This window comes from Bordetella sp. 15P40C-2 (assembly GCF_009763235.1).
Lineage (GTDB): Bacteria > Pseudomonadota > Gammaproteobacteria > Burkholderiales > Burkholderiaceae_B > Bordetella_A.
In genome coordinates this window covers 124,962-148,107 of sequence record NZ_WSJA01000020.1, presented here as the reverse complement: position 1 = coordinate 148,107, position 23,146 = coordinate 124,962, and the positions used below count along the sequence as shown (strand labels likewise).

Here is a 23,146-nt window from a genome sequence, read left to right as displayed (position 1 = left end):
CATGAGTCTCTTCGCCGACCTCACCACTAGCGTCAATGCCGTTCGTCCCGGCCGCACCCGCATGCGCAATTACGATGCGCCGCTCGTGCTGGCGGCGACGACGTTGTTGCTGCTGGGTCTGCTGATGGTGTATTCGGCGTCGATCGCGCTGGCCGATGGCCCGCGTTACGCGTCTTACGGTCGTTTTTACTTTGTGATCCGTCATGGGCTGTTCCTGTCGGCTGGCTTGATTGCCGGCGCGGTTGTGTTGTCCATGCCGATCCGTTTCTGGCAACGCATGGCGGTGCCGGGCTTTATTGTGTCGCTGATTCTGTTGGTGGCTGTGTTGATTCCGGGCATTGGCCGCGAAGTCAACGGCGCGCACCGGTGGATCCCGCTGGGGCCGTTGAATTTTCAGCCCTCGGAGCTGATGAAGCTATGTGGCTTGCTGTACGCGGCGGACTATACGGTGCGCAAGCAGGAATACATGCAGTCGTTCTCGCGCGGCTTTTTGCCGATGGCATTCGCCTTGGGCGGCGTGGGCTTGCTGTTGCTGCTGGAGCCGGATTTGGGCGCCTTTATCGTGATCGTGGCGATTGCGGTTGGCATTCTGTTCGTGGGCGGCATCAACGGTAAGTATTTCAGCAGTCTGGCCGCCGTGATGGTGGGAACGTTCCTCGCGCTCATCTGGTTGTCGCCGTGGCGTCGCGCGCGTTTGTTCGCGTATCTGGATCCCTGGAATGAGGCCAACGCGTATGGCAGCGCCTATCAGTTGTCGCACTCCTTGATCGCACTGGGGCGCGGCGAATGGTTTGGCGTGGGCCTGGGCGCCAGTGTGGAGAAACTGCACTATCTGCCCGAGGCGCATACGGACTTTCTGATGGCCGTGGTGGGCGAAGAGCTGGGATTCGTCGGCGTCGTGCTGGTCTTGTGTCTGTTCGCCGTAGTGGTCTACCGTGGTTTCGATATTGGACGTCAGGCGATTGCGATGGAGCGGACCTTTGCGGGTCTCGTGGCACAAGGCGTGGCGATCTGGATTGGGGTGCAAGCGTTCATCAATATGGGCGTGTGCCTCGGGCTGCTGCCCACCAAGGGTTTGACACTGCCGTTGATGAGCTATGGCGGTTCGGGTGTCGTGATGAATCTGTGCGCGCTCGCGATGCTGCTGCGCGTGGATATCGAGAATCGCATCATGATGAGAGGGGGGCGAGTATGACGGCGCCTACGATACTCATCATGGCGGGTGGCACGGGCGGACACATCATGCCGGGCCTGGCGGTCGCGCAAGTGCTGCTCGATCGGGGCTGGCGCGTGTTGTGGCTGGGTAATCCGGTCAAGATGGAAGGGCGCCTCGTGCCCGCGCGCGGCATCGAGCTCGTGCCCATGCAGTTCCAAGGCGTGCGTGGCCGTGGCGCGACGGCGTTGATCAAACTGCCGTTCTTGCTGGCCCGTGCGGGATTGCAGGCATGGCAGCGGCTGTCGCAGGTTCGTCCGGATGTGGTGCTGGGTATGGGCGGCTATGTAGCCTTTCCCGGCGGCATGGTGGCCTCCCTGCGCGGCGTGCCTCTGGTCGTACACGAGCAGAATGCCGTGGCCGGGACCGCGAATCGCTGGCTGGCAAAGCGCGCGCGTCGCGTCTTGAGCGGCTTTCCGAATGTGTTGCCGCGTGGTGAGGTGCTTGGTAATCCGGTGCGCGCCGATCTGTGTGAACTGCCAGCGCCCGATGAGCGTTATGCGACCCGTAACGGGCCTCTGCGCGTGTTGGTCGTGGGCGGTAGCCTCGGCGCTCAGGCGCTGAACACGGTGTTGCCCAAGGCACTGGCTTTGATGTCGCCGCACACGCGACCCGAGGTCACGCATCAAGCGGGCGAGCAGCATTTGCAGGCTTTGCGCGACGGATACACACAGGCCGGTGTGCAAGCCGATTGCCGCGCCTTCATCGACGACATGGCCGCAGCGATGGCGCAGGCCGATCTGTTGATCTGCCGTGCCGGCGCGATGACGGTGGCCGAGGTCGCGGCGGCGGGCGTGGCGGCGCTATTCGTGCCGTTTCCGCATGCCATCGATGATCACCAGACCGCCAATGCGCGTTTCCTAAGTGACGTGCAGGCCGCGTGGCTGTGCCAACAAACTGAATTGACGCCTGAGTGGCTCGCCGAATGGCTGGGTCAGCGCACGCGTTCCGAACTCCAGTCCGTCGCACAACGGGCGCGTCTGCACGCGCGTCCGCAAGCGGCGGCAGATATAGCCGACGTCTGCGTCGAAGCAGCGAGGCGAGCATCATGAAACACAGAATCCAGCATATTCATTTCGTCGGTATCGGCGGGTCGGGCATGAGCGGCATCGCCGAAGTGCTGTTGACGCTCGGCTATACCATTAGCGGCTCCGATCTGAGCGAATCGGCGGTGACGCGCCGTTTGGCGTCGCTGGGCGCGCGTGTTGCGGTCGGGCATACCGCGTCGAACGTGGCGGGCGCCGATGCGATCGTCACATCGACGGCGGTCGCGGGGGACAACCCGGAAGTCATCGCCGCGCGCGCGGCAGGTATCCCGGTGGTGCCGCGCGCCATCATGCTGGCTGAGCTTATGCGCCTAAAGCGCGGTATCGCGGTGGCCGGAACGCACGGCAAGACCACAACGACCAGCCTGGTGGCCAGCGTGTTGGCTGCGGGCGGGCTGGATCCTACTTTCGTGATTGGCGGACGCTTGAATTCGGCTGGCGCCAACGCACGCCTGGGTCAGGGCGAATACATCGTGGTCGAGGCCGACGAGTCGGATGCCTCGTTTCTGAATCTCTTGCCTGTGATGGCTATCGTTACCAATATCGATGCCGATCACATGGACACCTATGGCCATGATGTCGCGCGCTTAAAGAGTGCCTTTATCGAGTTCACGCACCGTCTGCCGTTCTATGGCAGCGCCGTGCTGTGCGCGGATGATGCGAATGTGCGCGAGATCATGCCTTTTGTCTCGCGGCCGATCACGACTTATGGATTGAGCGCCGATGCGCAGGTGCGCGCGGAAAATATCCAAGCCAAGGGCACGCGCATGTGCTTTACGGTGCATCGCGCCGGTCGCGACAGCTCGCTGCCCGCGCTGGATGTGGAATTGAATCTGCCCGGTCTGCACAATGTGCGCAACGCGCTTGCGACTGTTGCCGTAGCAACGGAACTGGGTGTAGCGGATAAGGATATTGTCGAGGCGCTGGGGGCGTTCACCGGGGTGGGCCGCCGTTTCACGATGACGGGTGATTTTCCCGTGCCGGCGGCGCATGGTGGCGGTACTTTTACCGTCATTGACGACTATGGTCATCACCCGGTCGAAATGGCGGCGACCTTGGCAGCCGCGCGCGGCGCATGGCCGGACCGGCGCATCGTGCTGGCTTTTCAGCCGCACCGCTATACGCGTACGCGCGATTGCTTCGAGGATTTCGTGCGCGTCCTGGGCAGCGCCGATGCGGTGCTCTTGACGGAGGTGTATGCGGCGGGCGAAGCGCCCTTGGTTGCGGCGGACGGCCGCGCGCTTGCGCGTGCATTGCGCGTGGCGGGCCGCATCGAACCGCTATTCGTGGAGAACGTTGCCGACATGCCGCGGGCGGTAGTGGATTTTGTGCGCGACGGTGACGTCGTGGTGGTAATGGGCGCAGGCTCGATCAGCAAGGTGCCCGGCTTGGTAGGAGAGTTAGCATGATCCATGAGGTCAGCCACGCGACCGACGTGAAGGCCTTGGGTAAGGTCGGCGTGCTGTACGGCGGCCGATCGGCTGAGCGCGAGGTGTCGCTCATGTCCGGACGCGGCGTGCACGAAGCGCTTTTGAGCGCCGGTGTCGACGCACATCTTTTCGATACCGGTGAACGCTCGCTGGCGGAACTGGCCTCTGCCGGATTCGATCGCGTGTTTATCGCGCTGCATGGCCGCTATGGCGAGGACGGTACGCTGCAAGGCGCGTTGGAACTGCTAGGTCTGCCGTATACGGGAAGTGGTCCGATGGCCTCCAGTGTGGCCATGGACAAGACCATGACCAAGCGCGTATGGCTGCAGCATGGGCTGCCCACGCCGGCGTTCGAGTCGTTAAATGCCGCGTCGGATCTGCGCACGGTCCCGGATCGCCTGGGTCTGCCGCTGATGCTCAAGCCGCCTCACGAAGGATCGACCGTGGGTATCACCAAGGTCGTCGGTTATTCGGATATGCAGAACGCCTATGAGCAGGCGGCACGCTTCGATGACGAAGTGCTGGCTGAGCAGTTCATTGTGGGACGTGAGTTGACCGTGGCCGTGTTGGGCACGGGCGTTAACGCGCGCGCCTTGCCGGTGATCGAGATCGTCGCTCCCGGCGGCAACTACGATTACGAGCACAAGTACTTCTCGGATGACACGCAGTACTTTTGCCCGGCCGCGCTGCCGGATACGGTCGCACGCGAAGTGATGGACATCGCCGAGCGTGCCTATCGCGCATTGGACTGCGCGGGCTGGGGACGTATCGACTTCATGTTGGACGCCGAAAACCGGCCTTGGCTGCTGGAAGCAAACACTTCGCCCGGCATGACCAGTCATTCGTTAGTGCCCATGGCCGCCAAGGCGGTCGGCATGAGTTACGCCGAGCTGTGCGTAGCAATTTTGTCCGAGGCTTCGTGCAAAGTGCACAGCCCGGCCCGTCAACCTTAACTGATCTGAATCGGAAGCTCTCGTGTGGAACGACGCTCGCACCACCAACTTAATCGCCAACACGCTTGCCGTGTTGGCGGTGGTGGCCATGCTCGCCGCTGGCGTGGCATGGATCGCTATGCGCCCTTATTTCACGTTGACGAGCATCGAGCTGGAGCCCGCGCCCGAGACGGAGTTGCACTACGTGTCTCCGGAAGCGGTGCGAGCCGTGATCGCCAATCGTTTCAGTGGCAATTTCTTCACTGTGAATCTGGACGATGCGCGCGAGGTCTTCGAGTCGGTGCCTTGGGTGCGCCGCGCATCGATTCGCCGGATCTGGCCGGGAACCTTGCGCGTTCAGATCGAGGAAGAGCAGCCGCTGGCGTTGTGGAACGAGAACCAGATGATCAACACCTGGGGCGAGGCCTTTACCGCCAACACGGGCGAGCTCGACGACGATATGGAGTTGCCGCAGTTCTCCGGGCCCGAGGGAACGGAGGGCTTGGTGGTGCAACGGTATGCCGAGCTTGCGCGCTGGTTCGCGCCGCTGGACTTGACGGTGCGCGAGCTGGATCTGAGTCCGCGTTATGCCTGGAAAGCCACGCTGTCCAACGGCCTGGCGCTGGATCTGGGGCGCGATCCGGGCGCCGACGCACCCGATCCGCACGGCGTGCCGGGCGCGTTGCCCTTTGCTGCCCGCATTCAACGATTTGTACAGGCCTGGCCGGCGGTGATCAACCGTCTGGAGGGTCGCGGCGTGACGCAGGCCGATCTGCGTTATCCCAACGGATTCGCCCTGGCTCTGGCGCCGCTGCCAGAGGGGCAAGCCAAATCAAAATCTTCATCCACATCTTCGAATAAGCGTTAACGCCATGACCCGTGACATCAAGGACCTCATCGTCGCCCTGGATATTGGTACCAGCAAAGTTGTTGCCGTGGTTGCCGAAATCCTGCCGGAAGGGCGCTTTGAAGTGCTCGGCCTGGGCCAGCACGAGTCGCGCGGCATGCGCAAGGGCGTGGTGGTCAATATCGAGACCACCGTCAATTCCATCCAGCGCGCGCTGGAGGAAGCCGAGTTGATGGCCGACTGCAAGATCCGCGATGTTTATACCGGCATCGCGGGCAGCCACATCCGCAGCTTTAACTCCAGTGGCATGGTGGCCGTCAAGGACAAGGAAGTCACCGCGACCGATGTCGCGCGTGTCATCGAGACGGCCAAGGCGGTGAATATTCCGACCGATCAGCAAGTGCTGCACGTGCTGACGCAGGAGTTCATCGTCGATGGTCAGGAAGACATCCGCGAGCCGATCGGCATGAGCGGCCTGCGCCTGGAAGTGCGCGTGCATATCGTGACGGGCGCGGTGAGCGCGGCGCAGAACATTGTTAAATGCGTACGCCGTTGCGGCCTGGAAGTGCAGGACTTGATTCTGCAGCCCTTGGCCTCGAGCTTGTCGTGCCTGACCGCCGACGAGAAGGAACTCGGCGTGGTGCTGGTCGATATCGGTGGTGGCACCACCGATGTGGCGATTTACACGGGCGGCGCGATACGCCACACCGCCGTGGTGCCAATCGCTGGCGATCAGATCACCAACGACATCGCGGCCATGCTGCGCACACCCACGCCGGATGCGGAAGAAATCAAGCTGCGTTATGGCGTGGCCAAGCAGATGCTCGCGCGTCCGGATGAAACGGTCGAAGTACCTGGCCTGGGCGATCGCGGCCCGCGTCAGGTCAAGCGTCAAGCCTTGGGCGCGGTGATCGAACCGCGCGTCGAGGAACTGTTCTCGCTGGTGCAGCAAGTCGTGCGCGAGTCGGGCTATGAAGACCTGCTGGCGTCCGGCGTGGTGCTGACGGGTGGATCTTCGCAGATGCCCGGCATGATCGAGTTGGCCGAAGACGTATTTCTCAAGCCCGTGCGCCTGGCCGTGCCCGAATACGAAGGCAGCCTGGCCGACGTGATGCGCAATCCGCGTTTCTCGACCGTCATGGGTTTGTTGCAGGAAGCGCGCATGCAGCGCGTGCGCGGTCGTAAGGTCGCGGCGCAGACGGGCAGCTTCAAGAGCCTGCTGGCGCGCATGAAGGAATGGTTTATGAATTGAATGAAGGGAACAGACGGGGGCCTGTTCCCGGCGTAGGCCGTCGCAAGACGGTTTAGGCCGAACTGGAGAAGATGCCAAGTCTGGCGATTCCACGAATCAACAGCATTTGGCAGCCGCTCCTGAAAACATAGGTTGGTGGGGAATTTTTCTGATCTGCATTATCTGGACTTGTGAGGGAGTCAATGATGAACTTTGAAATGCTTGAGAACAACACCAAGGGGACCGTCATCAAGGTCGTCGGTGTTGGCGGCGCGGGCGGCAACGCCGTCGCCCACATGATCCGTAGCGGTGTGAGCGGCGTGGACTTCATCTGCGCGAACACTGATGCCCAAGCACTGGCTGCGACCAACGCGCCGGTGCAGATCCGTTTGGGCCGCACGGGCCTGGGCGCAGGCGCCAAGCCCGAACAGGGTCGCGCTTCGGCCGAGACCGCTCGTGAAGAAATCCGCGCCGCGTTGAATGGCGCGCACATGGTATTCATCACTGCCGGTATGGGTGGTGGCACCGGTACGGGAGCAGGCCCCGTCGTCGCCGAGGTGGCCAAGGAATTGGGCATCCTGACCGTGGGCGTGGTGACCAAGCCCTTCTCGTTCGAGGGCAACAAGCGCCTGCGCATGGCCGAAGAAGGCATCGCCGAATTGGCCAAGCACGTGCATTCGCTCATCGTGGTGCTCAACGAAAATCTGTATGAGCTGATGGACGAGGATGCCACCCAGGAAGACTGCTTCAAGTCGGCCGACGACATTCTGCACAACGCTTGCGCCGGCATTGCCGAAATCATCAATGTCGAAGGCAATGTGAACGTCGACTTCGAAGACGTGAAGACGATCATGGGCGAGCAGGGTCAGGCCATGATGGGCACCGCGACCGCCAGCGGCGCCGACCGGGCCCGCGTGGCTGCCGAGCAAGCCATCGCTTGCCCGCTGCTCGAAGGCGTGGATCTGCACGGCGCGCGTGGCGTGCTGGTCAACATCACTGCCAGCCGTTCGCTGAAGATGCGCGAAACGCGCGAAATCATGGAAACCATCCGCAGCTACGCTTCGGAAGACGCCACCGTGATTTTCGGTACGGCCTACGACGAGTCGATGGGCGAGAACCTGCGCGTGACCGTGGTCGCAACTGGCCTGGGCCGTGGCGTGGCTGCGCCGAAGCTGGTGCAAAACGTGGTCGAAGGCCTGCGCACGGGTACCGACGACGTGCCGATGATCGGCACCCTGACCGGCGGCCAGGGCGGCGACTATCGCAACCTGGATGTGCCGTCCGTGATGCGCAATCCGCGTTCGCAGGCGTCGGCCCAGGTCCGCGCGCTGGAAAGCTCGGGTATGGATCATTTCGATATCCCGGCCTTCCTGCGTAAGCAAGCCGATTGATGTTGCGTTAAACGGTCCAGGGAACTGGTCCGACTCCCTCTGCGCCGGCTCGTCTCCCCAGACGGGCCGGACGCCGGGCGGGCTTTGTATGCGTTCGCGTGCTAAATCATGGCGCCCAACGGCGGGCGAGGTTACAATGTCACCTTACGCCGGCGATTTGTAGGCATTTACCGGCAAAGCTCAAGCAAAGATCACCCATGTTTCGACAGCGCAGTATTCAGAATCTCGTTCGCACGACCGGCGTAGGCGTCCACTCGGGGCGTCGCGTTGAGCTCACCCTGCGTCCTGCCGAGGCAAATACCGGAATCGTGTTTCACCGCGTCGATCTGCCCGAAGTGGTTGATCTGCCCGCGCGTGCCGATGCGGTGGGCGACACCCGTATGGCATCTGTGTTGCAACAGGGCAATGTGCGCGTGTCCACGGTCGAGCATTTGATGTCTGCGTTGGCTGGCCTGGGTATCGACAATCTGCATGTCGATCTGACGGCCGAAGAAGTGCCCATCATGGATGGCAGCGCGGCGACCTTCGTGTACCTGCTGCGCTCGGCGGGCATCGTCGAACAAAATGCGCCCAAGCACTTCATCCGCGTAAAAAAACCGGTAGAAATCCGCGAAGGCGAGGGCCGAAACCTGAAATGGGCCCGTCTGGAGCCGCATGAAGGCTTCGCGCTGGCTTTCTCTATCGATTTCCGTCATCCCGCGATCGACTCCACGGCGAATTTCGCCGAGATCGATTTCGCGACGCATTCCTACGTGCGCGAGATTGCGCGCGCGCGCACCTTCGGCTTTGTCAACGAGGTCGAGGCCTTGCGTTCCATGGGCTTGGCCCGGGGCGGCAGTCTGGACAACGCGATCGTCATGGACGAGTATCGCGTGCTCAATAGCGATGGCTTGCGCTATGACGATGAATTCGTCAAACACAAGATCCTCGATGCAATTGGCGATCTTTATCTAGTGGGCAAGCCCTTGGTCGCCCGTTACGTGGCCTGCAAATCCGGCCATGCCCTGAACAATCAGCTCGCTCGCGCCTTGCTCGCGCAGCGCGACGCCTGGGAACTGGTCACTTACGAGTCGCAAGCGGCAGCGCCCCAAGCGTTTCGCCACGAATGGAAGCTCGCCTGATCGGACTTTGCTGATTCGTTGTGCAGGCGGCTACGCGGTAGCGCCTGCATGGCGGCGTGCCAGAGCTGGGCGAAATCGGCAAATCCTGTCGGCTGATGGCGTTGTCCGCCCTGTGAACGGATGGCGTTGTCCGATAGCAGTCGGGCCTGGCCGCCAAGCAAATTTTCAATCGCAACACTGTAACGCGGCGCGCGTAGTATCCACGCCTACGTTGTGCCATTCACCCCTTGTGATGCGCGAGCAATTTGGCCACCGCGTCGGCTAAAGGGCCAGGGCGCAGGCTCTCTTGTAACGTTTCGAACGCACCCAACGCGGTTGGCCCGAGCGGCTGCGCTTCCTTGGGCGGACGTGGCGCCTTGGCGCCTGGGCGCGGCATCCCGGCTTGAACACGAACCGTAATTTCGTTAAGGTTCCAGCCTTGGGTGTTGAGCGCCTGTACGATTCGCGGCGCGAGCTGACGCAGCTTGGCCGCATGCGCGGCGCTCGGTACCGCCAGTTGCAGCCTCGGGGGTTCGAGCTTGGCCACGACGCAGACCACGCCTAGCGTGGGCGGCAGGATGGCGCCGATCGCCTGTTGTATCTGCAGGTGCCTGCGTGCTGTCGCCAGCACGCCCGCGCCGCGCGCGTCGTGCCCCAGCCATCCCAGCGGCGTTTCACTACGTCGCCCGCCTGGCGAACGAGAGCGGTTTGATGTGTATCGGTTCATTCCGTCTCAATAACAGGATTTGCCTACTTTGAAGATTGTCATTATGCACGCCCGCGAGGGCCAGCCCGGCCAACAGGTCCTGGGCGGTCTGCGCTTGGGGCTGGTTGTGGTCGCCATGCTGGCCACCGCGGCGCTCGTCGGCGCCACCTTGCAGCGTTACCTGACGCCCGTGGCCTTGCCCGCCTATAAGGTCGATTGGGCCGCCTATTCTCCCGGGGGGCAGCCCGAGCGCGACGCGGCCTACCTTCGAGAGAATATTAGTCTGCTCGCGGCCAAGGTGGGCGAGCTGCAGGCCAAGCTGGTCAGTGTGGACAGCGTCGGACGGCGCGTGGCCAAAGTAGCGGGGGTGGCCTACACCGATCCTGAACTGGCCGCCAGCCTCAATGCCCCGGCCCAAGCCGAGGAGGTCATGGACAACTTGTTCACGGACCGCCAGCCGCCACCCGCGCTGGAGTCCGCCGAAGAATTGGGACGCCAACTCGACGCATTGCAGGCACGTCTGGCCCGGCAGACCGACAATTTGCGCATGCTGGATGTCGCGCTGACGCGGCGGTCAGCCGATCAAGCCAGACTGCCTTCGACCATGCCGGTCAGTAACTATCCTTATTTGAGTTCCTCTTATGGCTGGCGCCGCAATCCCGTGACGCATCGCTATGCCATGCACGAGGGCCTGGATTTCGCCGCGCCCGCGGGCACGCCGATATTGGCTGCCTCGGGCGGTGTGGTGCTCGATGCCCGTTACCAACCAGGCTATGGCAATACGGTGGAAATCGATCATGGCGATGGCCTGATCACCCGCTACGCACACGCGTCCAAGCTTTTGGTCAAACCCGGCGAAGTCGTGGGCCGCGGCCAAGAGGTTGCGCTAGTGGGCTCGACGGGACAGTCCACCGGACCGCATCTGCATTTCGAGGTGCGGCTGGCCGGCCAGCCGCTAGATCCGCGCCTGTTCTTGCAGGGGCCGGAGTCCACGCCACCCGTTGTGGCGCAAGCGTCGACCTCACGTGCGGCGCATTCGAAGACGGCGCAGTCGCCTCGCGCGACAGTGACGCAGTAATTCGCCTGATTTGCATCGTACTAGTCAGGCTACGCGCGCATTTGATCCAAGCTGAGCCGATACTCTCCGAGGTGCGTTAAACTCGATCGCTTCTAGTGGAATTGCTCCGCTCAACCTAAGTAATAATCCGCGCCGCGCGGAGCCGGCCCTTGATGGGCCCAGGCAATGACGGCGCCCGCCACCGACACGCATGGTTTCTCTGCTAAAAAAACTCATAGGTAGCCGCAATGACCGGCTGCTTAAGCAGTATCGCAAGCTGGTAACCCAGATCAATGCCCTGGAACCCAAAATGGCTGCGCTCTCGGATGTAGAGCTGACCGCCAAGACCGATGAGTTCCGTAACCGGTACGCTCAGGGCACCTCCTTGGATGATTTGTTGCCCGAGGCGTTTGCTGTCGTGCGCGAGGCGGGCAAGCGGGTGTTCGGCATGCGCCACTTCGACGTGCAGTTGTTGGGCGGTATCGCCCTGCACAACGGCAAAATCGCTGAAATGCGCACGGGCGAAGGCAAGACGCTCATGGCCACGCTGCCGGTCTATCTGAATGCGCTGGCTGGCAAGGGCGTGCACGTCGTGACGGTCAACGATTACCTTGCGCGTCGCGATGCGGGCTGGATGGGGCGCCTCTACGGCTTCCTGGGCCTGACGACTGGCGTCGTGGTGCCGCAACAGCCCAACGAAGAGAAAATCGCCGCCTATCAGGCTGATATCACCTACGGTACGAACAACGAATTCGGGTTCGACTACCTGCGCGACAACATGGAATATCGCGTCGAAGATCGCCGTCAGCGCGGTCTGTCGTATGCGATCGTCGACGAGGTGGACTCCATCCTGATCGACGAAGCGCGTACGCCGCTGATTATTTCCGGGCAGGCCGAGGATCACACCGAGCTGTACCGCGCCATGAATGCCGTGCCGCCGTTTCTCACGCGCATGGCATCGGAGCCAACGCCGCACGAACCCGAACCCGAGGGCGACTACTGGGTCGACGAGAAATCTCAGCAGGTGTTCCTGTCGGAAAAGGGTCACGAGACGGCCGAACGCCTGCTCGCGCAACAAGGCCTGCTGCCCGAAGGCGAGTCGTTGTACGACCCGCGTCATATTTCGTTGATGCACCATTTGATGGTGGCGTTGCGCGCGCACACGCTGTTCTTCCGCGATCAGCAATACGTGGTGCAAAACGGCGAGGTCGTCATCGTTGACGAATTCACCGGTCGTCTGATGGTGGGTCGTCGTTGGTCCGATGGCCTGCACCAGGCGGTTGAGGCCAAGGAAGGCGTGAAGATCCAGCACGAGAACCAGACGCTGGCATCGATCACGTTCCAGAACTACTTCCGCATGTACGAGAAGCTCTCGGGCATGACCGGTACGGCGGATACCGAAGCCTACGAGTTCCAGGAAATCTATGGCCTGGAAACTGTCATCATCCCGCCCAACAAGAAGTTGATCCGGGACGACCAGAACGATCAGGTCTTCAAGACCGCGACCGAGAAGTACAACGCGATCATCAACGATATTCGCGATTGTCACGAGCGCGGCCAGCCGGTTTTGGTCGGTACCACCAGCATTGAAAACTCCGAGCTGATTTCCGGACTGCTCAAGCAGACCGGATTGCCTCACGAAGTGCTCAACGCCAAACAGCACGCTCGCGAAGCCGAGATCGTGGCCGAGGCCGGCAAGCCCGGTCGCATCACGATCGCCACCAACATGGCCGGTCGCGGTACCGACATCGTGCTGGGCGGCAGCGTCGAGAAACAAGTCGATTTGGTTCGTGCCGACGAGTCGCTGTCCGATAGCGAAAAAGAAGCCCGCATCGCGCAGATCCGTGCCGATTGGTTGCCGTTGAACGAGCAGGTCAAAAAGGCCGGCGGCTTGCGCATCATCGGTACCGAGCGCCACGAGTCGCGCCGGATCGATAACCAGCTGCGTGGCCGTGCCGGCCGCCAAGGCGACCCGGGTTCTTCGCGTTTCTATCTGTCGCTCGAAGACCCGCTCATGCGTATCTTTGCCGGCGATCGTGTGCGCGCCATCATGGAGCGCCTGAAGCTCCCCGAGGGCGAGCCGATCGAGGCGGGCATGGTGACGCGTTCCATCGAGACCGCGCAACGCAAGGTCGAAGGCCGCAACTTCGATATCCGTAAACAGCTGCTCGAATACGACGACGTTGCCAACGATCAGCGCAAGGTGCTCTACGCGCAACGTAACGAGGTGCTGGAATCGACCTCGGTACGCACTGCGGTCGAGAACCTCGCCGACGCCGCCGTCACCGATATGGTTCGTCGTTTCATCCCCGCTGATTCGGTGGAAGAGCAGTGGGATGTTCCGGGCCTGGAGAAAACGCTCGCGGCCGACTGGCATCTGGTGCTGCCGCTGTCCGATATGCTGGAAAAAGAGGCCAGCCTCACCGATGAGGATATCCTCACGCGCGTGGCTACCGCCGTGCGCGAGGTCTACGCTGGCAAGATCGCGCTGGTGGGCGACGAGCCCTGGGCGCAGTTCGAGCGTTCGATCATGCTGCAAGCGATCGATACGCATTGGCGTGAACATTTGTCGTCGCTGGATCACCTGCGTCAGGGTATTCATCTGCGCGGCTATGCGCAAAAGAACCCTAAGCAGGAATACAAGCGCGAAGCCTTCGAGTTGTTCTCCAATATGCTCGATCGCATCCGTGACGATGTGGTGCGCGTCTTGATGACCGTGCGGGTGCAGTCGCCCGAGCAGGTCGAGCAGGCCGAGGCGCAAGCCAATCAGTCTCAGGTCGAGAATGTGCAGTACCACCATTCCGACTACGACGAAGCATTGGCTCAGGCCGACGCCAACCAGCAAGGTCAGGCACAGGAGCCCGCGCGCAACGCCATGCCCAAGGTCGGGCGCAACGATCCGTGCCCGTGCGGCAGTGGCAAAAAGTACAAGCAGTGCCACGGTAAGCTCGTATAAAGCTCAGGGGATGGTAAATTGCCATCCCCTTTGTTTTTTCAGGCAGGCGTCGTCATGTTCCATCCTTCCGATGTCACCGATTTTGATCATGCCGTGGTGATGGTGCGCGACCGGCTCGACGAGCTGGCGCCCCATTTCGAGGCGCAGGGATTCCTGCTTAGCGATAAGTCGGTCCACAACCTCGGTTCCTGCAATCGCCTGATCGCGCTGGATAGCACCTATATCGAGCTATTGGGTTGGCCGCCAGGCGCGCCTCCCGCCCGTAAGGAAATCGCCGATTCTCCCTTTGGTCTGGAGGCCTTGGTGTTCCGCACCTATGATGCCGAGGCCACGCGCCAGCGCCTGCTCGACGAAGGATTCGCCGCGAATCCCGTTCAAGCGCTGACGCGGCCAGCCATGGTGGAAGGCAAAGAGATCCAGGCCAGCTTCCAGACCGTGCGCTTTGCCGAGCAGCCCTTGCCCGGCATCCGCATGTACTTCTGCCAGCATCTGACGCCGGAATGCGTGTGGACACCGCGCTTGATGGCACACCCCAACGGCGCCGAGCGCATCGAGCGCATTGAGGTATATGCCGCCGAGGAACAAGCGGTGGCGTGGCGCTTGGGCGTGGTCGCCGACGCGCGCGTCGAGGAAGCTCCCGAGGGCTGGGACGTCGTGCTGGGCAATCTGCGCATCAGCGTCATTCACGACGCGACCGCGCTGATCCCGCGTCTGGGGCGCCTGATCCTGCAGCATAAAGATGGTCTGCGGGAACTGAATACCGGACTCTGACCGCCAGGGCGCACGGAGACAACGATGAAAGTAGCGGTGCTGGGCGCGGGCGTGGCCGGGATGGCGGCTGCCTATTACCTTTGGCGCGATGGACATGAGGTGGTCGTGGTGGACCGCCGGTCCGGGGCCGCGCTGGAAACGAGTTTTGGCAATGCCGGCGGCTTGTGCCCCAGCTTCGCCGGTCCGTGGGCCGCGCCGGGCATGATAGGCAAGGTCCTGAAAATGGCCTTGCAACGCGAGGCGCCCATTCGGTTTTCCTTGTCGCCCAATCCCCGCAAGCTGGCCTGGCTGGCGCGCTGGGTGGGTAACTGCAATGCGGAACGTTTTCGCGCCAATAAACTGCGCATGCAGCGAGTCGCGCACTATAGCCATGCTTGCCTGAAATCGCTGGCGGCATCCGGCTTGCCGGTGGATTTTGATTATCACGAAGACGGCACGCTGCAGGTGTTTCGCCAGGCGTCTGAACTCAAGCTCGTCAAAGGGATTACCCAGGCGCTGGACGAATACGAAGTGCCCTGGCGATTCCTGGAGGGCGACGAGGTGCGCGCGCAGGAACCGGCGCTTGCGGCTTCCCACGCTCCGATCGCAGGTGCTTTGTATCTGCCACGGGATGGCTCGGGCGACAGTCATAAATTCGCGACCTGCTTGGCGGCTTATCTGGCGCAGCAGGGCGTTGTCTTTCACTACGGCGCACGGATTACCGCGCTGCCGTCGGCGGGAGACCGCATTGAGGGGGTACGAATTGAAGGGCAGTCCACACCGCTGACGGCAGATGCCTATGTGCTGGCGCTGGGCCCCCAAGCCCCGTTCTTGCTGCGCCCACTGGGTATCTCATTGCCAATTTACCCCATGAAAGGCTATTCGATCACGGCCCCCATTCACGATCCCTCACGCGCGCCGCGCGCGGCCTTGATGGATGAGTACAACAAGGTCATGATCTCGCGGCTCGGCGACCGTGTGCGCGCGGCAGGCATGGCGGAGCTTAAAGGTTACGATGCCAATGTCGACCCTGGACGCGTGGCCTTTTTGAAAAACGTCGTCCGTGAATGGTTTCCGCAAGGCGTGGGGATCGAGGAAGCCCAAGCCTGGGCAGGTTTACGGCCCATGACCCCGGATGGCCCGGCGATACTCGGCAAGACGCGCTACCGCAACCTTTATCTGGACTGCGGGCACGGTTCGAACGGCTGGACGCAGGCCTGCGGGACGGGCAAGATCGTGGCCGACATCGTCACCGGCCGCGAGCCGGAGGTCGATCTGGAAGGCCTGACAGTGGACCGGTACGCCTGAACGCTTCGTCGCGTGCGCACGCCTGTGTGCACGCGTCAGGGCGCTTGCGCGTTACACCAGGAACAAAGTCGCCAGTCCCAGGAAGATAAAAAAGCCCAGCGAGTCCGTGGCAAACGTCAACAAGACCGACGAGCCGATGGCTGGGTCTTTGCCGAACCGCGTACGCACCATGGGCACCAGCACGCCCACCGAGGCGCCGACCAGCATGTTGCAGATCATCGCCGCCATCATCACCAGCGCGATGGAGATCGAATCCGATATCGCCCAGGCGAACAGGGCCGCCACGATGCTGCCGCACAGACCCACGAGCAAGGTGACCAGCAGCTCGCGCTTGACCAGCTGCCAGAGATTACGCGCGGTGATCCGGCCCACGGCCAGGGCGCGGATAATCATGGTCATGGTTTGATTGCCGGAGTTGCCGCCAATCCCCGCCACGATAGACATCAGGAACGCCAGAATCACGATGTGGCTGACGGTGTCCTCGAAGCGCGACGCCACCAGGGACGCCGTCGCCGCCGTACAGAGATTGAACAACAGCCACGGCGCGCGGTTGCGCAAGGCCTTGGTCACCGGGGCGAAGATGTCTTCTTCTTGCAGACCAGCACGCGAGAGCGCTTGCTCCTGCGAATCTTCCTGGATCACGTCCACCACGTCCGCGATGGTCACGCGTCCGATCAGACGGCCCTGGTCGTCCATCACGGGCGCGGACACCAGGTCATACCGTTCAAACGCGCCCGCCGCATCCGCGTCGGAATCCAGCGGATTGAGCGTCAGGAAATCCGTGCTCATCACTTCGCGCACTTCGGTATCCGGCTCGCTCACCAGCATGCGCGATACCGGCAGGACGCCTTGCAGCTTGTCCTGGCGATCCACCACGAAGATTTGATCGGTATGGTCAGGCAGCTCGTGCAGCCGGCGCAGATAACGCAGGACGACCTCAAGCGTGACATCCTCGCGCACGCGCACCATCTCGAAGTCCATGATGGCGCCCACGCTGTCTTCGGGGTAGCCCATGGCTTCGAGCAACTGCGCGCGCTCTTCGTCGGTCAGGCCTTTTTGCACCTCCGCCACCACATCCGGCGGCAAATCGGGCGCCAGGTCCGCCAGCTCGTCGGCGTCCATGCTGCCCGTGGCGGCGACCAGATCCTGGCGGTCCATCGCTTCGATAAGCGATTCCCGAACCCAGTCTTCGACTTCCAGCAGCACGTCGGCATCGTGGGTCGCGCTGACCAGACGCCAGACCATCTGGCGCTCGTCCTTAGGCAGCGATTCCAGGATGAACGCGATGTCAGCGGGGTGCAGCGCGTCGACCAGCGATTTCAGCTCGGCTTCATGCTGACGGTGCAGGCGATCCTCGACGCGCGGGGCGGCCTCGTCGTCGGCCGTTTCCTGGCGTTGCGCGAGCTCCTCGACGAGCCTCTGGCGACGCAGGAGCTCCTGCACCTCGGACAGCGCGTGCTGCGCGTCTTCGGGGTCCAGGCGGCGAGGTGTCGCGGTGGGGGCGGCGGGCTGCGACATAAATCAGACTTTACAGAGTGGGCAGGGGGCGGCTGCGCCGGGCTTCGTCCGTGGCGACGTAGGTCAGCACCGCCTCGGTGACTTTGACGACCTCCGCATCCATCCGGTTACGCTCGGCGTAAACCTCAACAGACACAGTAACCGAAGTCGTACCCGTCTTAACGATAGTCGTATAGAAACTCAGCAGATCGCCCACAAAGACGGGTTGCTTGAACTGAAACGCGTTGACCGCCACGGTGGCGACCCGGCCGGCGGCGCGCCGCGCGGCGGTGATGGATCCGGCGATATCCACTTGGGCCATGATCCAGCCGCCGAACACGTCGCCATGAATATTGGCGTCAGCCGGCATGGGCATGACTCGCAGCACGGGATCCCGGCCGGCGGGTAGGGAGGTGGAGAAATCTTTGCCGCTAGACATGGGCCGGCTCCAGTCGCAATGAAAACCGGCCGATTATGCAGCAAAACGCCAAGGTCTGCGGGCGCGAGCGGGGTTTTTGCGCGATCGCTCGGCCCATGGCGATCCTGGGACGCGTCCTCGCCGCGTTGAGGGCGCCGCAAGGCGCAGCCGGCGGGACGGGGCCAGGACCGTATTTCGCAAGAACGTCGCCCCGGCGCCGGCACGCGTGTGGGTTTTAAGCCGCCAGCTTCACAATCCAGTAGCCGCCGAAAACCAGCCAAGCGTACAGGATCAAGCCCAGCAGCAGGACTTTAGGCCCGGCTTTACGAATCTGGCCAAAGCGTGTCTCGATGCCAAGCGCGGTCATCGCCATGGTGAGGGCGAACACGTCCAGCCGGCGGATCGCGTGGACGACGTCCGGGGGCAGGATGTGCAGGGAATTAATGATGGCCAGCACCAGAAATCCGACCGCGAACCAGGGGATGGGCAGACGGGTTTTGGTCTGTTCACCGCCCGAGCGCGCGGCGGCGCTGCGCAGCCACATGCCCAGGATCAACAGCACTGGCACCAGCAGGGCCACTCGGGTCATTTTGACGATGGTCGCCACCTCCGTTGTGGCGGGGTCAATGTTGCTGGCCGCCGCGACCACCTGGGCCACTTCGTGCACGGTGCCGCCGATATACAGACCGAGCTCCTGCGTGCTGAGGTGTAGCCAGCCCGCCTGATAGGCGATCGGGTACAGGAACATGGACAAGGTCCCGAACAGCACCACGGTCGCCACGGCGACCGCGCTTTTGTGTGGAGCCGCCCGCAGGGTCGGTTCAAACGCTAGGACGGCGGCCGCTCCGCAGATTGCGCTGCCGGCCGCCGTCAGCATGGCGGTGTCGCGGTCGAGGCCAAGCAGGCGTTGCCCGACAGTGGTGCCAATCAGCAACGTGCCCACCACGACCGCCACCGAGACCGCCAGGCCGGGCAAGCCCACGTCAGCAATTTGTTGGATGCTGATATTCAGACCATAAAACGCCACCGCAATACGCAGCAGGCGGCGCGCTGTGAAATTCACCCCTACAGCCCAATCCGCCGGCATGGTGCCGCGCAGGAAGTTGCCGTAGAGCATGCCGCACACAATGCCGACGATCAACGGCGAGATTCCCAATTGCCGAATGAAGGGCAAGTCGCTCAGTTGCATGACCGCGACGGTCATCAGGGCGACAAATAGCACTCCATTGAGCTTGTCACGCCAAGGGGTAGGCACGGGGAGAGCAGTGGTGGTCGACATCGCATTCGCATTACTAAATAACTAAACGGCATATTAAGTCGCCCCTCTTTATTTGAGAAATTTTTAATTTGGATATTCAATATCAGAAATTCCGATATTTGCCATGACGCCTGATCAGTTACTTACCTTTGCCTATGTCGCCGATGTTGGCAGTATCAGCCGCGCGGCGGAGCTGCTGCACCTGTCGCAACCGGCGGTGTCCGGGCAGCTTCGGCTGCTGCAAGACTGGTTTGGCGAGCCGCTATATCGCCGGCGCGGCCAGGGCGTGGCCTTGACCCCCGCTGGTGAACGCTTGGCGGAGCAAGCGCGCCAGTTGCGGCAGGTGTATCAACAGACCCAATCGCTGCGCGAGTCGTGGCAAGGCTTGGAAACCGGCACATTGCGTCTAGGCGCCAGTACGACGCCCGCGAGCTATCTGCTACCGAGCCTTGTCGCAGCATTCCATCAACAGTTTCCCGCTGTGAGTTTGCATCTGTCAGACGGCAATACCAGCGAGATTGTGGAGAGGCTTCCCCGGCTGGACTTGGCTTTTATCGAGGGCGAAGTCCCTGTCGGTTTACCCGCTGACACGGCGGTACATCCCTGGCGTCAGGATGAGGTCGTGGCGATCGTTCGTGCGGATCACCCTTTGGCAAAACAAGGTGCTGCGCATCTGCAAGAGCTGGTGCAGTTCGCGCTGGTGATGCGAGAACCGGGATCCGGCGTGCGCCGGCTCGTGGAACAGGCGTTTGCACAAGAAGGTCTGGCACCCGCCGTGGGCCTCGAACTCGCCGGGGTCGAAGGCGTCAAACAGGCCGTGCGCGCGGGTCTGGGGATCGGATTTGTGTCGCTGATGTCGATGCGCCATGAAGATGGCACGTTGGCCGTGGTCCGGCTGCATCCGCAACCTCTGACTCGGACGCTGAGTATTCTGGTGCCTCACTCGCAGGCGTCCTCGCGCGCGGCCGAACGTTTTCTAGAGGCGTGTTTTGCGCTGCGGTGACGCAGCGCCACCGACCGTCTGCTTATACATCCCGCGCCAGCCACCGGCGTGCGAGCTCGACCCAATACGTGCCGCCCAAGGGCAACAGATCATCATTAAAGTCGTAACTGCCGTTATGCAGCATGCAGGGCCCTGCGCCGTGACCCGCCTCGCGGTGTTGCCCATCCCCGTTGCCCAGCCAGACATAGCAGCCCGGCACTTCCTGCAGCATAAAGGCGAAATCCTCGGCACCCATGGTCGGTTGAACCGGATTGAGGATGTTTTCCGCACCGACGATGTCGCGCATCACCTCGACGCAGAAGGCGGTTTCGTCCACATGGTTGATCGTGGGCGGATAGTTGCGCTGAAAATCGAACTGGCTCGTGCAATCCAGCGCGGCGCAGGTGTGGTGCGTGATATCGCGCATACGCGCCTCGATCAGGTCCAGCGTCTCGTGCGTGAACGTGCGCACCGTGCCGCGCATCGTGGCGATATTAGGCACTACGTTGTCCGCGCTGCCCGTATGAATCTGCGTGATGCTCAGCACCGCGGCGTCTAATGGATTGCGATTGCGCGTGATGATAGTCTGCAGCGACTGAGCCAGCTGCACGGCCGTCATCACCGGATCCACGCCTAAATGGGGCATCCCGGCATGCGTGCCTTTACCCTGAATCGTGATGATGAACTCATTGCTCGACGCCATGATCGGCCCGGCCGTCACGCCGAACTGACCCACGCGCAGGCCCGGCCAGTTATGCAGACCGAATACCGCCTCCATCGGAAACCGCGTAAACAGCCCATCGTCGATCATCCGCTTGGCACCGCCACCGCCTTCTTCGGCGGGCTGAAAAATCACGTACACCGTGCCGGCAAAGTCACGATGCTGCGCCAGATAGCGCGCCGCGGCCAACAGCATCGCGGTATGACCATCGTGTCCGCAGGCATGCATTTTTCCGGGAGTCTGGCTGGCATGCTCAAAGGTATTGACCTCCTGCATCGGCAACGCGTCCATGTCGGCGCGCAGACCGACCGTCCGAGAGCCCGACAGCTTGCCGCGAATGATGCCGACCACGCCCGTGCCACCGAGACCGCGATCCACGTCGATTCCCCATTCTTGCAGTTTGGCGGCCACCAGGTCGGCGGTACGGAACTCCTCGAACGAGAGTTCAGGATGGGCGTGAATGTCGCGGCGGATGCGTGCGATATCCTGGCGCCAGGCTACGATGGGTTCGAGCAGGTTCATCGGCGACTCCTAGCGTAGATCTCCGGATAACCCGGGTATTATCGGCATATAAAAACCAGTTGCATCACTATACACGGAGGCTCCCCTATGTCGCGCCCCTGGCTCGCCCAGTATTCCCCAGGCGTTCCCGCGGAAATCTCGATTGAGTCGTACGCGTCGCTCACCGCGCTGCTCGATCAGGCGTGCCACAAGCATGCCAGCCGTGTGGCGTGCACGGCCATGGGATCGTCCATGACGTACGCCGAACTCGATCGCCACGCGCGCGGGTTTGCCGGGTGGTTGCAAAAGCAAGGCCTGCAGAAAGGGGCGCGCGTGGCGTTGATGATGCCCAATGTGCCCGCGTATCTGGTGAGCCTCTTGGGGACACTGCGCGCCGGGATGGTGGTGGTCAATTTCAACCCGCTCTACAAGGCCGATGAACTGCAACGGCAGTTGCTCGACAGCGGCGCGGAAGTCATTGTGATCTTCGAGAACTTCGCGCATACCCTGCAAGCGGTGAGCGATCGCGCAGCATTGCGTCATATCGTGGTGACCGGCCCGGGCGATTTGCTTGGCGGCTTAAAGGCTCCGCTGGTGAACTTCGTCGCGCGTCATATCAAGCGTATCGTGCCGAGCTGGCATCTCGAAGGCGCGCAGCGTATGCCGCGCGTGCTGGCCGAAGGCGCGGCCGCAACCTTCACGCCGCCCACGCTCGGCCGTGATGACGTCGCGGTACTGCAATACACGGGCGGCACCACCGGCATACCGAAAGGCGCCATGCTGTCGCACGGCAACCTGATCGCCAACGTATTACAGATGGAAGCCGTGGTGCGGCCCGCGCTGAAAGACCTGGAAGGCACGCCGCTGACCATCATCAGCGCGTTGCCGCTCTATCACGTGTTCGCGATGACGGTTTGCGGCCTCTATGGCATGTATGCCGGCATGCGCAATCTGCTCATTATCAATCCCCGCGATCAGCGTGCCTTGATCGAGGCGTGGCGAGAGAGCGGCGTGCATATTTTCCCTGGCGTGAATACCCTGTTTAACGCCTTGGCCGAAAACCCTGAGTTCGCCAAACTCGATTTCTCCAAGTTGCGCTTGACCCTCGGGGGAGGCATGGCCGTGCAACCGCACGTGGCGCAGCGCTGGTTGAAAATCACGGGCCGGCCACTGATCGAAGGCTACGGTTTATCCGAAACCTCTCCGGTGGCCACGGTGAACCCGACCGACACCGATGCGTACTCCGGTTCGATAGGCTTGCCGGTTCCTTCGACCGAGGTAGCGATTCTGGATGACGATGGCAATGAGGTGCCGCTGGGAGAGCGCGGCGAGTTGTGCATCCGGGGACCTCAGGTGATGCTGGGATACTGGAACCGGCCCGACGAAACTCGCAAATCGATGACCGCCGATGGATTTTTCCGGACCGGCGATATCGGCATCATGGATGAAAAGGGCTACACCCGTATCGTGGATCGCAAGAAGGACATGATCACCGTGTCGGGTTTCAAGGTCTATCCCAATGAGGTGGAAAGCGTGATCGCCTCGCACCCCGGGGTGTTGGAGTGCGCAGTGGTCGGCGTGCCCGACCCGCACTCGGGCGAGGCGGTGAAAGCGTTCGTGGTGCGGCGCGATTCCTCGCTGACCGAAACGCAGCTGATCGAATGGTGCAAGGAAAAGCTCACCGGTTATAAACGCCCGCACTCAGTGGAATTCCGCGACGAATTGCCCAAGAGCAACGTGGGCAAGATCCTGCGTCGTGAGTTAAAGACCGATTAGGCCTGGAGTTCACGTCGTGGCTGCTT

Annotated in this window: 19 protein-coding genes; 14 read left to right on the top strand and 5 right to left on the bottom strand. The window is 62.2% G+C overall.

Annotated elements, in window-relative coordinates:
• The first annotated feature begins 1 nt into the window (after position 1).
• The 8 genes from ftsW (at position 2) to lpxC (ending at position 9,211) form a co-directional block, all read left to right on the top strand.
• Complete coding sequence (ftsW, locus tag GOQ25_RS09580) at positions 2–1,195, top strand: putative lipid II flippase FtsW (RefSeq protein ID WP_160350235.1); 1,194 nt, start codon at positions 2–4, stop codon at positions 1,193–1,195.
• Positions 1,192–2,265, top strand: coding sequence for an undecaprenyldiphospho-muramoylpentapeptide beta-N-acetylglucosaminyltransferase (gene murG / locus GOQ25_RS09575; RefSeq protein WP_160350234.1), 1,074 nt, complete (start codon positions 1,192–1,194; stop codon positions 2,263–2,265). The genes ftsW and murG overlap by 4 nt, the downstream gene beginning before the upstream one ends.
• Positions 2,262–3,668 carry a UDP-N-acetylmuramate--L-alanine ligase gene (murC, locus tag GOQ25_RS09570; protein WP_160350233.1) on the top strand — a complete coding sequence of 469 codons (1,407 nt, stop codon included), beginning with the start codon at positions 2,262–2,264 and terminating at the stop codon, positions 3,666–3,668. Before murG ends, murC begins: the two co-directional genes overlap by 4 nt.
• Positions 3,665–4,642 carry a D-alanine--D-alanine ligase gene (locus tag GOQ25_RS09565; protein ID WP_160350232.1) on the top strand — a complete coding sequence of 326 codons (978 nt, stop codon included), beginning with the start codon at positions 3,665–3,667 and terminating at the stop codon, positions 4,640–4,642. The genes murC and GOQ25_RS09565 overlap by 4 nt, the downstream gene beginning before the upstream one ends.
• 22 nt (positions 4,643–4,664) lie before the next feature.
• On the top strand, positions 4,665–5,489 hold the full coding sequence (locus GOQ25_RS09560) for a cell division protein FtsQ/DivIB (RefSeq protein ID WP_160350231.1): 825 nt from the start codon (positions 4,665–4,667) through the stop codon (positions 5,487–5,489).
• A 4-nt stretch (positions 5,490–5,493) separates the two neighbouring features.
• Positions 5,494–6,720: a cell division protein FtsA gene (gene ftsA / locus GOQ25_RS09555; RefSeq protein WP_160350230.1), complete on the top strand. Its 1,227-nt coding sequence runs from the start codon at positions 5,494–5,496 to the stop codon at positions 6,718–6,720.
• Between the two features lie 182 nt (positions 6,721–6,902).
• A complete protein-coding gene (gene ftsZ, locus GOQ25_RS09550) occupies positions 6,903–8,090 on the top strand; it encodes a cell division protein FtsZ (protein ID WP_160350229.1) in 1,188 nt (395 codons plus the stop codon).
• A 197-nt stretch (positions 8,091–8,287) separates the two neighbouring features.
• Complete coding sequence (lpxC, locus tag GOQ25_RS09545; protein WP_160350228.1) at positions 8,288–9,211, top strand: UDP-3-O-acyl-N-acetylglucosamine deacetylase; 924 nt, start codon at positions 8,288–8,290, stop codon at positions 9,209–9,211.
• 220 nt (positions 9,212–9,431) lie between these two features.
• On the opposite strand, the gene GOQ25_RS09540 is transcribed toward lpxC, so the two are convergent.
• Positions 9,432–9,917, bottom strand: a complete 486-nt coding sequence (locus tag GOQ25_RS09540) for a DciA family protein (RefSeq protein WP_160350227.1) — start codon at positions 9,915–9,917, stop codon at positions 9,432–9,434.
• Between the two features lie 43 nt (positions 9,918–9,960).
• Here GOQ25_RS09540 and GOQ25_RS09535 point away from each other — a divergent pair, with 43 nt between their 5' ends.
• The 4 genes from GOQ25_RS09535 to GOQ25_RS09520 all read left to right on the top strand — a co-directional run bounded on the left by GOQ25_RS09535 (position 9,961) and on the right by GOQ25_RS09520 (position 15,967).
• Positions 9,961–10,974: a M23 family metallopeptidase gene (locus GOQ25_RS09535; RefSeq protein ID WP_160350255.1), complete on the top strand. Its 1,014-nt coding sequence runs from the start codon at positions 9,961–9,963 to the stop codon at positions 10,972–10,974.
• A 190-nt stretch (positions 10,975–11,164) separates the two neighbouring features.
• Positions 11,165–13,909 carry a preprotein translocase subunit SecA gene (gene secA, locus GOQ25_RS09530; RefSeq protein ID WP_160350226.1) on the top strand — a complete coding sequence of 915 codons (2,745 nt, stop codon included), beginning with the start codon at positions 11,165–11,167 and terminating at the stop codon, positions 13,907–13,909.
• A 54-nt stretch (positions 13,910–13,963) separates the two neighbouring features.
• Positions 13,964–14,680: a VOC family protein gene (locus tag GOQ25_RS09525; protein WP_160350225.1), complete on the top strand. Its 717-nt coding sequence runs from the start codon at positions 13,964–13,966 to the stop codon at positions 14,678–14,680.
• Positions 14,681–14,704: 24 nt separating this feature from the next.
• The gene (locus tag GOQ25_RS09520) at positions 14,705–15,967 is read left to right on the top strand and encodes a D-amino acid dehydrogenase (RefSeq protein WP_160350224.1); all 1,263 of its coding nucleotides are present in this window, start codon (positions 14,705–14,707) and stop codon (positions 15,965–15,967) included.
• Between the two features lie 51 nt (positions 15,968–16,018).
• Here GOQ25_RS09520 and mgtE read toward each other — a convergent pair whose 3' ends face one another.
• The 3 genes from mgtE to GOQ25_RS09505 all read right to left on the bottom strand — a co-directional run bounded on the left by mgtE (position 16,019) and on the right by GOQ25_RS09505 (position 19,161).
• On the bottom strand, positions 16,019–17,485 hold the full coding sequence (gene mgtE / locus GOQ25_RS09515; protein WP_160350223.1) for a magnesium transporter: 1,467 nt from the start codon (positions 17,483–17,485) through the stop codon (positions 16,019–16,021).
• 10 nt (positions 17,486–17,495) lie between these two features.
• Entirely contained in the window at positions 17,496–17,903 is a 408-nt protein-coding gene (locus tag GOQ25_RS09510; RefSeq protein WP_160350222.1) for an acyl-CoA thioesterase, read from the bottom strand.
• 214 nt (positions 17,904–18,117) lie between these two features.
• Positions 18,118–19,161, bottom strand: coding sequence for a YeiH family protein (locus GOQ25_RS09505; protein ID WP_160350221.1), 1,044 nt, complete (start codon positions 19,159–19,161; stop codon positions 18,118–18,120).
• A 103-nt stretch (positions 19,162–19,264) separates the two neighbouring features.
• On the opposite strand from GOQ25_RS09505, the gene GOQ25_RS09500 reads away from it, so the two are divergent.
• Positions 19,265–20,143, top strand: a complete 879-nt coding sequence (locus tag GOQ25_RS09500; protein WP_160350220.1) for a LysR family transcriptional regulator — start codon at positions 19,265–19,267, stop codon at positions 20,141–20,143.
• Between the two features lie 22 nt (positions 20,144–20,165).
• On the opposite strand, the gene GOQ25_RS09495 is transcribed toward GOQ25_RS09500, so the two are convergent.
• The gene (locus GOQ25_RS09495; RefSeq protein WP_160350219.1) at positions 20,166–21,365 is read right to left on the bottom strand and encodes a M20 aminoacylase family protein; all 1,200 of its coding nucleotides are present in this window, start codon (positions 21,363–21,365) and stop codon (positions 20,166–20,168) included.
• An 87-nt stretch (positions 21,366–21,452) separates the two neighbouring features.
• Between GOQ25_RS09495 and GOQ25_RS09490 the strand changes: the two genes are divergently transcribed.
• Positions 21,453–23,120 (top strand): AMP-binding protein, encoded by a 1,668-nt coding sequence (locus GOQ25_RS09490; protein WP_160350218.1) that lies wholly within the window; start codon positions 21,453–21,455, stop codon positions 23,118–23,120.
• Positions 23,121–23,146: the final 26 nt, after the last annotated feature.

Coding starts and splice junctions, on each gene's coding strand:
- ftsW (WP_160350235.1), top strand. CDS start 2: ATGAGTCTCTTCGCCGACCTCACCACTAGCGTCAATGCCGTTCGTCCC.
- murG (WP_160350234.1), top strand. CDS start 1,192: ATGACGGCGCCTACGATACTCATCATGGCGGGTGGCACGGGCGGACAC.
- murC (WP_160350233.1), top strand. CDS start 2,262: ATGAAACACAGAATCCAGCATATTCATTTCGTCGGTATCGGCGGGTCG.
- GOQ25_RS09565 (WP_160350232.1), top strand. CDS start 3,665: ATGATCCATGAGGTCAGCCACGCGACCGACGTGAAGGCCTTGGGTAAG.
- ftsA (WP_160350230.1), top strand. CDS start 5,494: ATGACCCGTGACATCAAGGACCTCATCGTCGCCCTGGATATTGGTACC.
- ftsZ (WP_160350229.1), top strand. CDS start 6,903: ATGATGAACTTTGAAATGCTTGAGAACAACACCAAGGGGACCGTCATC.
- lpxC (WP_160350228.1), top strand. CDS start 8,288: ATGTTTCGACAGCGCAGTATTCAGAATCTCGTTCGCACGACCGGCGTA.
- GOQ25_RS09540 (WP_160350227.1), bottom strand. CDS start 9,917: ATGAACCGATACACATCAAACCGCTCTCGTTCGCCAGGCGGGCGACGT.
- GOQ25_RS09535 (WP_160350255.1), top strand. CDS start 9,961: ATGCACGCCCGCGAGGGCCAGCCCGGCCAACAGGTCCTGGGCGGTCTG.
- secA (WP_160350226.1), top strand. CDS start 11,165: ATGGTTTCTCTGCTAAAAAAACTCATAGGTAGCCGCAATGACCGGCTG.
- GOQ25_RS09525 (WP_160350225.1), top strand. CDS start 13,964: ATGTTCCATCCTTCCGATGTCACCGATTTTGATCATGCCGTGGTGATG.
- GOQ25_RS09520 (WP_160350224.1), top strand. CDS start 14,705: ATGAAAGTAGCGGTGCTGGGCGCGGGCGTGGCCGGGATGGCGGCTGCC.
- mgtE (WP_160350223.1), bottom strand. CDS start 17,485: ATGTCGCAGCCCGCCGCCCCCACCGCGACACCTCGCCGCCTGGACCCC.
- GOQ25_RS09510 (WP_160350222.1), bottom strand. CDS start 17,903: ATGTCTAGCGGCAAAGATTTCTCCACCTCCCTACCCGCCGGCCGGGAT.
- GOQ25_RS09505 (WP_160350221.1), bottom strand. CDS start 19,161: ATGTCGACCACCACTGCTCTCCCCGTGCCTACCCCTTGGCGTGACAAG.
- GOQ25_RS09500 (WP_160350220.1), top strand. CDS start 19,265: ATGACGCCTGATCAGTTACTTACCTTTGCCTATGTCGCCGATGTTGGC.
- GOQ25_RS09495 (WP_160350219.1), bottom strand. CDS start 21,365: ATGAACCTGCTCGAACCCATCGTAGCCTGGCGCCAGGATATCGCACGC.
- GOQ25_RS09490 (WP_160350218.1), top strand. CDS start 21,453: ATGTCGCGCCCCTGGCTCGCCCAGTATTCCCCAGGCGTTCCCGCGGAA.